General features: G+C 72.1%; 6 protein-coding genes and 2 pseudogenes. 3 read left to right on the plus strand and 5 right to left on the minus strand.

Features of this window, described 5'->3' with window-relative positions; all coding sequences use genetic code 11:
* Positions 1-496: pseudogene (locus ABZ281_RS27435) on the minus strand (cytochrome P450); the annotation flags it as partial.
* A gap of 14 nt (positions 497-510) precedes the next feature.
* On the opposite strand from ABZ281_RS27435, the gene ABZ281_RS27440 reads away from it, so the two are divergent.
* Positions 511-960 carry an SDR family NAD(P)-dependent oxidoreductase gene (locus tag ABZ281_RS27440; RefSeq protein ID WP_356659655.1) on the plus strand — a complete coding sequence of 150 codons (450 nt, stop codon included), beginning with the start codon at positions 511-513 and terminating at the stop codon, positions 958-960.
* Between the two features lie 125 nt (positions 961-1,085).
* Positions 1,086-2,477: an MFS transporter gene (locus ABZ281_RS27445; RefSeq protein ID WP_356659657.1), complete on the plus strand. Its 1,392-nt coding sequence runs from the start codon at positions 1,086-1,088 to the stop codon at positions 2,475-2,477.
* Positions 2,478-2,528: 51 nt separating this feature from the next.
* On the opposite strand, the gene ABZ281_RS27450 is transcribed toward ABZ281_RS27445, so the two are convergent.
* The 4 genes from ABZ281_RS27450 to lnt all read right to left on the minus strand — a co-directional run bounded on the left by ABZ281_RS27450 (position 2,529) and on the right by lnt (position 7,550).
* Complete coding sequence (locus ABZ281_RS27450; RefSeq protein ID WP_356659659.1) at positions 2,529-4,433, minus strand: GAF domain-containing protein; 1,905 nt, start codon at positions 4,431-4,433, stop codon at positions 2,529-2,531.
* Positions 4,434-4,509: 76 nt separating this feature from the next.
* A complete protein-coding gene (locus ABZ281_RS27455) occupies positions 4,510-5,310 on the minus strand; it encodes a 3-hydroxybutyrate dehydrogenase (RefSeq protein ID WP_356659661.1) in 801 nt (266 codons plus the stop codon).
* Positions 5,311-5,364: 54 nt separating this feature from the next.
* On the minus strand, positions 5,365-5,844 hold the full coding sequence (locus ABZ281_RS27460; RefSeq protein ID WP_356659663.1) for an NUDIX domain-containing protein: 480 nt from the start codon (positions 5,842-5,844) through the stop codon (positions 5,365-5,367).
* A gap of 89 nt (positions 5,845-5,933) precedes the next feature.
* Positions 5,934-7,550 carry an apolipoprotein N-acyltransferase gene (lnt, locus tag ABZ281_RS27465; RefSeq protein ID WP_356659665.1) on the minus strand — a complete coding sequence of 539 codons (1,617 nt, stop codon included), beginning with the start codon at positions 7,548-7,550 and terminating at the stop codon, positions 5,934-5,936.
* Between the two features lie 276 nt (positions 7,551-7,826).
* Between lnt and ABZ281_RS27470 the strand changes: the two are divergent.
* A pseudogene (locus tag ABZ281_RS27470) lies at positions 7,827-8,122 on the plus strand (hypothetical protein); the annotation flags it as partial.

Here is an 8,122-nt window from a genome sequence, read left to right on the forward strand (position 1 = left end):
GGCGTGCCGGCCGGAAGCCCTCGTACTGGACGTACTTGGGGTTTCGGCCGGTGCGGCGAGTGGGGGTACCCCCTGCTCGAGCGGAGTCGAGAGCTCGGGGGAGCGTGCCGGGCGTCGCGACGGGGCGAACGTTGCCTGTCGCGGCACTAGTTCGGCATCGGGAGGCCGTTCGAGCAGCTTCTCCACGGCCACCGTCGCGATCAGCCGGGCCGGACTCTGCGCCGGGCAGTTGTGCGGACCCGTGCTCCACGCCAAGTGGGCGCGACTGCCCGCACGCTGATCAACCGTCAGGGCGGGGTCGGTGTTCGCCGCGGCGAGACTGACCACGAGCGGGTGCCCCGCGCGCAGTACCACCCCTTCGTACACGACGTCGTGGATCGGGTAGTGCACGCCCTAGTTGGCCATGGGCGGGTCCGGTCCACAGCACCTCGTCGAGGGCGTCCTCCACCGGCAGACTGCCGCCCGAGAGGCTGCCCGCGAACCGGTCGTCGGACAGCTGACGAGACCGCGATGAGCGCGGTGTTCGACGCGGTCGAGTCGGCCTTCGGCGGCGTAGACGTGGTCGTGAACACCGCCGGCATCATGGTCCTGGCGCCGATCGCGACGTTCGACCTCGCCGACCTGGACCGGATGCACCGCACGAACATCCGTGGCACCTTCGTGGTGTCCCGGCAGGCGGCGCACACGGTCCGCCCGGCCAGGCGCGATCGTCAACTCCTCGACCCCTGTGGTCCACACCCAGCTGCCGACCTGGGCGCCTACGTCGCCAGCAAGGGCGCAGTCGAGGGCCTCACCCTCATCCGGGGCGCCCCGATCACCCGCCGCAGAACGACGCTCCGCGGTCAACCGCCACATGTCCGAGTTCAACGGAGCGTAGGCAGCACCAAGTCAGCACGGGAGCGACAAGGACAGGCTCGTTCCGCCGCCGCCCAAGCCCTCAAGGTGGCCCCCAAGCAGTGACATAGGCGCAACACGCACACGCCGCCCCCGAACTATGTAGTCCCACCACATGTGTCCCTGACCTGCAGATTCCTACGGTGTGCGAACACGTACCCGTCCCCACCGCACACGAGGAAGTGGCGCCCATGGCCTCCGCAACAACCGCTCCCCCACCCCAGGGCAACCTCAAGCGTATCGTCGCCGCCAGCCTCATCGGCACCACCATCGAGTGGTACGACTTCTTCCTCTACGGCTCCGCCGCCGCGCTCGTGTTCAACAAGCTGTTCTTCCCGGACTCCGACCCGCTCGTCGGCACCCTGCTGTCGTTCCTGACGTACGCGGTCGGGTTCGCCGCCCGGCCGCTGGGCGCGCTGGTGTTCGGGCATTACGGTGACCGGCTCGGGCGCAAGAAGCTGCTGGTGCTGAGCCTGCTGCTGATGGGCGGGGCCACCTTCGCGATCGGGCTGCTGCCCACGCACGCCTCCGTCGGGATGGCCGCGCCGGTCCTCCTGACCGTGCTCCGGCTGGTCCAGGGGTTCGCGCTCGGCGGTGAGTGGGGCGGTGCCGTGCTGCTGGTGTCGGAGCACGGGGACGCCCGGCGGCGCGGGTTCTGGGCGTCGTGGCCGCAGACCGGCGCGCCGGCGGGGCAGCTCCTCGCCACCGGTGTGCTGTCCCTGCTCACGGCTCTGCTGTCGGACGCCGCGTTCGTCAGCTGGGGCTGGCGGATCCCGTTCCTGCTCTCCGGTGTGCTGGTGATCGTCGGTTTGTGGATTCGTCTGTCTGTCGATGAATCGCCGGTCTTCAAGCAGGCGTTGGCACAGGCCGAGGCCCGCAAGGCGGACGTCGCCGCGGAGGCCGAGAAGCTGCCGCTCGTCTCCGTGCTGCGGCACCACTGGCGTGACGTCCTGGTCGCCATGGGCGCGCGTATGGCGGAGAACATCAGCTACTACGTCATCACCGCGTTCATCCTCGTCTACGCCACCACCTCGGCCGGCGTCTCCAAGCAGACCGCGCTCAACTCGGTGCTGGTCGCCTCGGCCGTGCACTTCGCGGTGATCCCGGCGTGGGGCGCGCTGTCCGACCGGATCGGCCGCCGGCCCGTGTACCTGATCGGTGCGGTGGGGGTCGGGCTGTGGATGTTCCCGTTCTTCTCGCTCATCGACACCGGCGGCTTCGGCAACCTGATCCTCGCCGTCACCGTCGGACTGGTCCTGCACGGGGCGATGTACGCGCCCCAGGCCGCGTTCTTCTCGGAGATGTTCGCGACGCGGATGCGCTACTCCGGGGCGTCGATCGGCGCACAGTTCGCCTCGGTCGCGGCGGGGGCGCCCGCACCGCTGATCGCCACCGCGCTGCTGTCCGACTACGGCAGCTCCACGCCGATCGCCCTGTACGTCATCGCCGCCGTCGTGCTCACGGTCATCGCGGTGGCGGCGGCCAAGGAGACGCGTCATCGGGACCTGGCCGACGTCGCTCTTCCCACCGGCCGGGGCGCGGACCGGACGACCGCCGCCCCGGAGGACGCCCGCACCCCCTGACCCTCCGGGAACCAGTGATCTCCGGGCCCCCGTACGTACCTCGTACGGGGGTCAGTGCTGCGCCGGCGCCGACAACCGGTGCAGGCGCAGCGCGAGCTGGATCTCCAGAGTCCGGGCCGGGCTCTGCCAGTCGTCCCCGAGGAGACGGCCGATGCGCTCCAGGCGCTGAGCGACCGTGTTCACATGGACGTGCAGTTCGTCCTTGGTGCGGGCGGGGCTCATACCGCAGGCGAAGTACGCGTCGAGGGTGCGCAGCAGTTCCGTGCCCCGTCGCCGGTCGTAGGCGACGACCTGGCCGATGGTGCGGTCGACGAAGCCCGGGATGTCGCGGTCGCCGGCCATGAGCAGTCCCAGGAAGCCGAAGTCCTCGGCGGCGGCCCCGCCCCCGGCACGGCCGAGGACGCGCAGGGCTTCCAGGCAGCGGCGGGCCTCCGCATAGGCCATGGCCACGGTTTCGGGGCGGGTGGCGAGGTCCTCGGCGGGTGCGGAGGCGCCGACGGTGACCGGTGCGTGGACCGCTGTGCCCAGGTGCCGGGCGGCACGCCGGGCCAGATCGGTCGCGGTGTCGCCGGCGCCGAGGGGCAGCAGCAGGACGGTGCCCCCCTCGCGCGCGGCGGCCAGGCCATGCCGTGTCGCGGCGAGGTGGGATGCCGCCGCTGCCAGGCGTCTGCGGGCGTCCGCCTCCTGCTCGGCGTCGGCCGCGATGTCCTCCAGCCGCGCGGCCAGCACCACGTGGAGCGCGTCGAGGTCGGCGTGCAGCCGGGCAGCGCGCTCCCGCAGCAGGCGCGGGTCGCGGTCGCGGGCGTCGAGGAGGTCGTCCAGCAGCTCACCGCGCACGCGCTGTTCGGCCTCGGCGGCGGATCTGCGGGCCAGGAGCAGCAGGGAGGTGACCATGGCGGCGCGCTCCAGGGTGCGCTGGTCGACGGGGTCGAGCCCCGGGTGCCCGCGCAGGACCAGTGCGCCGAGCAGTTCGCCGCCGGCGGCGACGGCGGCGATCCAGTCGTCCTCGTGCAGCACCGCGTGCCCCTCCGCGCCGGACTTCTCCAGGGCTCCGGCGGGTGCGGCGGCGGCCTCGGCGAACTCCACCGTGCCGTCGAGGATCTCGGAGACGGCAGCGGCCACGTCGTGCACCCCGCCACCGCGCAGGACGAGTTCGGCGAGCCGGTCGTGCACGTCGGAGGCGCGCTCGATGACACCGCTGCGGTCACGGATGATCTCGTTCGCCCGTTCCAGGCCGGCGAGGGCAGACCGGGTCTCGGCGAGCAGATTGGCGGTGTCGATGGCGGCCGCGGCGAGGGCGGCGAAGGAGCCGAGCAGGGCGATCTGCTCCCGCTCGAAGACCCGGGCGCGGCGGTCCGCGGCGAACAGCACGCCGATGACGTGGTGCCCGAGCGTCAGCGGCACGCCGAGGATGGCCACCAGTCCCTCGTCCCGCACGCCCGCGTCGATGGTGAGCGTGTGCTGGAAGCGGTCGTCCTTGAAGTAGTCGTCGGTGACATAAGGGCGGGCGGTCTGGGCGACCAGGCCGCCCAGGCCCTCCCCCATGCCGAGTCGCAGCTGCTGGAACCGGGCCGCGACCGAGCCCTCGGTGACCCGCATGTAGGTGTCGCCGCGCTCCATGTCGTTCAGGCTGAGGTAGGCGACGTCGGTGCCCAGCAGCGAGCGGGCGCGCTGCACGATCGCTCGGAGCACGGCGTCGAGGTCGCGCAGCCCTGCGAGGTCGTGGGCGGTCTCGAACAGGGCGGACAGCTCGGCCTCGCGCCGGCGTCGTCCCTCCATCTCGGCGCGCACGCGCAGGGCGAGCGGCTTGGCCTGCCGGAGCACGGCGATCCACTCCGCCGGGCGCCCTTCGGCACGCGCGAGCAGCTCCGGCTGCTCATAGGCGTCGGCCGACGCGCCCCGGGCCAGGAGCTCGAGGAACGGCATTTCGGCGGACTGCACGTGATCGCTGGACATGCTCACAGGATTCACCATGACCGGGCCGTCCCGTCAGCCCTGTGGACAACTCCCCCGGGCGGACGGGAGCGGCTGTTCAGTGGGCGGTCCAGCCACCGTCGAGCACGAGCGAGGTACCGGTCACGAAGGACGCCTGCGGACTGCACAGATACGCCACCGCCTCGGCGACCTCCTCCGGTTCGATGAGTCGTTTGACGGCGCTGTCCTGCAGCAGCACCTCGGACAGCACCCGCTCCTCCGGGATACCGTGCGCCTGCGCCTGGTCGGTGAGCTGCTTCTCGACCAGGGGGGTGCGCACATAGGCGGGGTTCACACAGTTCGAGGTGACACCGTGGGGTGCGCCTTCGAGGGCGGTGGTCTTGGACAGTCCCTCCAGGCCGTGTTTGGCGGCGACATAGGCCGACTTGTAGGCCGAGGCGCGCAGCCCGTGGACGGACGACACGTTCACGACGCGGCCCCACCGCTGCCCGTACATGTGGGGCAGGGCGCCGCGGATGAGCCGGAACGGTGCCTCCAGCATCACGGTGAGCACCGTGTGGAACACCTCGGGCGGGAACTCCTCGATGGGGCGCACCAGTTGGATCCCGGCGTTGTTGACGAGGACGTCGGTGCCCGCGGCGGCCAGTTCGGCGGCGTCCAGGTCGGTGAGGTCGAGGACGTGCGGCTCCACCGTGCCGGCGAGGCCAGTCCCGTGGTCGGCCAGTGCCTCCAGGCCCGCGGCGTCCCGGTCGACGGCTCTCACCTTGGCCCCGGCGGCCGCGAGCCGCAGCGCGCAGGCACGGCCGATGCCGCCGGCGGCGCCGGTGACGAGCGCGGTGCGGCCGCCCAGGTCGAGCGGGGAGGCGTGGGGGGCCGGGAGGGCACGGGGCGCGGTCATGGTTCGACCCTAGGCAGCGCCCCGACCTCACCCCATGTGGTCAGGCCCCATAGTTCAGCTGGAGGCAGTGGGGTCGAACCATGTGGGGTCGTCCGACAATGCCTGCTTGATCCGGAGCAGGCCGAACTCGTTCAGCTGGGGCAGCGCGTCGACGTCGAACCAGGCCACGTCCAGCGACTCGTCGTCGTTGACCCGCGCCTCACCGCCGACGGCCCGGCAGCGGAAGGTGATGTCCATGTACTGGCAGGTGTCGCCGTTCTCGTATGTGACGGGCTGCAGGGCCTGGACGAGAACGACCCGTTCGGCGACGCACCGTACGGCCGTCTCCTCGTAGACCTCCCGCACCGCGCACGCCGCGGGCTGCTCCCCGGGGTCCGGGATGCCACCGAGCACGGACCACGTGCGGGTGTCGGCGCGACGGTTGAGCAGCACTCTGCCCTCGTCGTCGAAGACGAGGGCGGTGACCCCGGGAAGCCAGAGCAGCTGATGACCGGCCGAGGCACGGAGCGTGCGGATGAAGTCGGGAGTAGCCATGCCGTCGACCCTAATGGGCCGCCTCTCCGACGCCCTGGCGCGATTCAGGCTGCGTGCGGACGGCGTACGGCGACACGTCACCGGCGCGTCTACACGTCACCGGTGCGCCGTCCGCGCAGACCGGCGCCGAGAGCCCAGCCGAGTCCGCCGGCCGCGACGAGCACGAGGGCGATCTCCGGCAGGATACCGAGCCGGGTGGCGGGGGTCTGCGAGGACCGCAGCGGCACCTTCTGCACCAGGGAGTCGGCCACGAACATGCCGGTCTTCTGCGTGATCCTGCCGTCCGGCATGATGATCGCGCTGACCCCGCTGGTCACCGGCACCGTCACGGTCCGGCTGTGCTCGACCGCGCGCACGCGGGACATGGCGAGCTGCTGGTAGGTCATCTCGCTGCGGTCGAAGGTGGCGTTGTTGCTCGGCACGGAGATCAGCTGGGCGCCGTCGATGACCTCGGAGCGCACGGTCCAGTCGAAGGCGGCCTCATAGCAGGTGACGAGGCCGACCTTGGCGCCGTCCATGGTGAACACGCCCGGCTTGGTGCCCCGGCTGAAGTCCTGGCGGACCATCGCCGTCCAGTTCTCGTTGATCGCGCCGATGAGCGAGCGCAGCGGCAGGTACTCGCCGAAGGGCTGGATCTGGCGCTTGTCGTAGGTGTCGACGGGGCCCTTCGCCGGGTCCCACAGGATCTGCTCGTTGTACAGCTTGCCGTCCCGCTCGACAACGCCGCCGACCGAGATGGGGGCACCGATGGACCTGGCGGCCGTGTCGATGACGGCGCGGGCGTCGGGGTTGGCGAAGGGATCGATGTCGGAGGAGTTCTCCGGCCACAGCACGAAGTCGGGCCGCTCGACCTTGCCGGCCTTGACCTCGGCGGCCAGCCGCTCGGTCTCGCGCGCGTGGTAGTCGAGGACGGCCCGCCGCTGGGAGTTGAAGTCGAGGCCGGCACGGGGCACGTTGCCCTGGATCACCGCGACGGTGGCCCGGCCGTCCTCGGCCGTGTCGCTGACCAGTGGCCGGGCCGCGACGGCGCCCACGACCGGGACGGCCAGACTCAGCAGGCCCATGGCCGCCGCGGCGCGCCGTACCTCACCGGTCCGCCGCCACCGCACGGCGAGCCGTACGACCTCGTACAGTCCGAAGCCGCACAGGACGACCGCGAAGCCGAGGACCGGGGTGCCGCCCACCGCGGCGAGCGGCAGGAACAGACCGTCCGCCTGGCCGAACGCGATCTTTCCCCAGGGGAAGCCGTTGAAGGGCGCACGCGCGCGTGCCGCCTCGCCCGCGATCCACACGGCGGCCGCCCACACCGGCCAGCCGGGCAGCTTCGACACGGCTGCGATTCCGGCGCCGACCGCGGCGACGAAGAGGGCCTCGATGGCCACCAGGGCGAGCCAGGGCCCCGGCCCCACCTCCACCCCGGTCCACACCAGCAGCGGCAGCAGGAAGCCGAGGCCGAAGAGGTAGCCGAGCCCGAGTGCCGCCTTCCAGCTTCGGCCGCGCAGCACCCAGCCGAAGACGGCGAAGGCCGCCAGGGCCAGCCACCACAGCGTGCGGGGCGGGAAGGAGACATAGAGGAGCAGGCCGGCGAGCGCGGCTGCGGCGGCCGGGACGAGACGTACGAGCCGCCGGGCCCACGTCCGCGCCCCGGGCGCGATCCGCGGCTCCAACTGGTCCGACTCGCCGACGGAGGTTGCGGTGACGGTCACTCCCGGAGTGTAAGGCGCGTGACCTTGAGGCCGACAGCGCGGTACGCGCGACAGACGCCCTGCTCATTTCGTCATGACACATCCCCAAACCGTCCACAAGCCGTTACGGTGTGCCCAGCCTCAGTCGTACGGCCCCTGGCGGCCGGTGCGGCCGGGGTCTTCACGGGTCGGGGGCTTTGGTTGCGCCGGGGGGCGGGCGGGGTGGGTTCCAGTGGGGTGACGTCCGGGTCGGACGCGGACGCGGAGAGACGAATCGTTTCTGACGCGGCGGGGGTCATGGTGCTGGGCGCCTGCGCCGCCTGGTCCCTGATCACGGCGGCCGTGCACGACGGCAGGCCGGAGGGGGTTCTCCTGGCGGTGCTGGCGGTGGCCGCCGGGTATGCCGCCGGGCGGATCAGCGGGGCGCTGCTGCCGGTCGGCGCGCCCTTCGCCGGGGCACTGGCCGGCATCGCGCTGACGGTGGCCGTTCCGCACCTCGCTCCGGGCCCGCAGATCGCCGCGCCCCTCGGGCACGCCGGGGCCACCGCCGCCGTACTGACGTTGTCGGCCGGTGCGGCGTGCTGTGCGGCCTG

The sequence above is a fragment of the Streptomyces sp. NPDC006265 genome (genome assembly GCF_040613555.1).
GTDB lineage: Bacteria > Actinomycetota > Actinomycetes > Streptomycetales > Streptomycetaceae > Streptomyces.

Bases quoted from the DNA above. Each gene is read 5' to 3' on its own strand.
- ABZ281_RS27455 (WP_356659661.1), bottom strand. From the start codon at position 5,310: ATGACCGCGCCCCGTGCCCTCCCGGCCCCCCACGCCTCCCCGCTCGAC.
- ABZ281_RS27440 (WP_356659655.1), top strand. From the start codon at position 511: ATGAGCGCGGTGTTCGACGCGGTCGAGTCGGCCTTCGGCGGCGTAGAC.
- ABZ281_RS27450 (WP_356659659.1), bottom strand. From the start codon at position 4,433: ATGTCCAGCGATCACGTGCAGTCCGCCGAAATGCCGTTCCTCGAGCTC.
- ABZ281_RS27460 (WP_356659663.1), bottom strand. From the start codon at position 5,844: ATGGCTACTCCCGACTTCATCCGCACGCTCCGTGCCTCGGCCGGTCAT.
- ABZ281_RS27445 (WP_356659657.1), top strand. From the start codon at position 1,086: ATGGCCTCCGCAACAACCGCTCCCCCACCCCAGGGCAACCTCAAGCGT.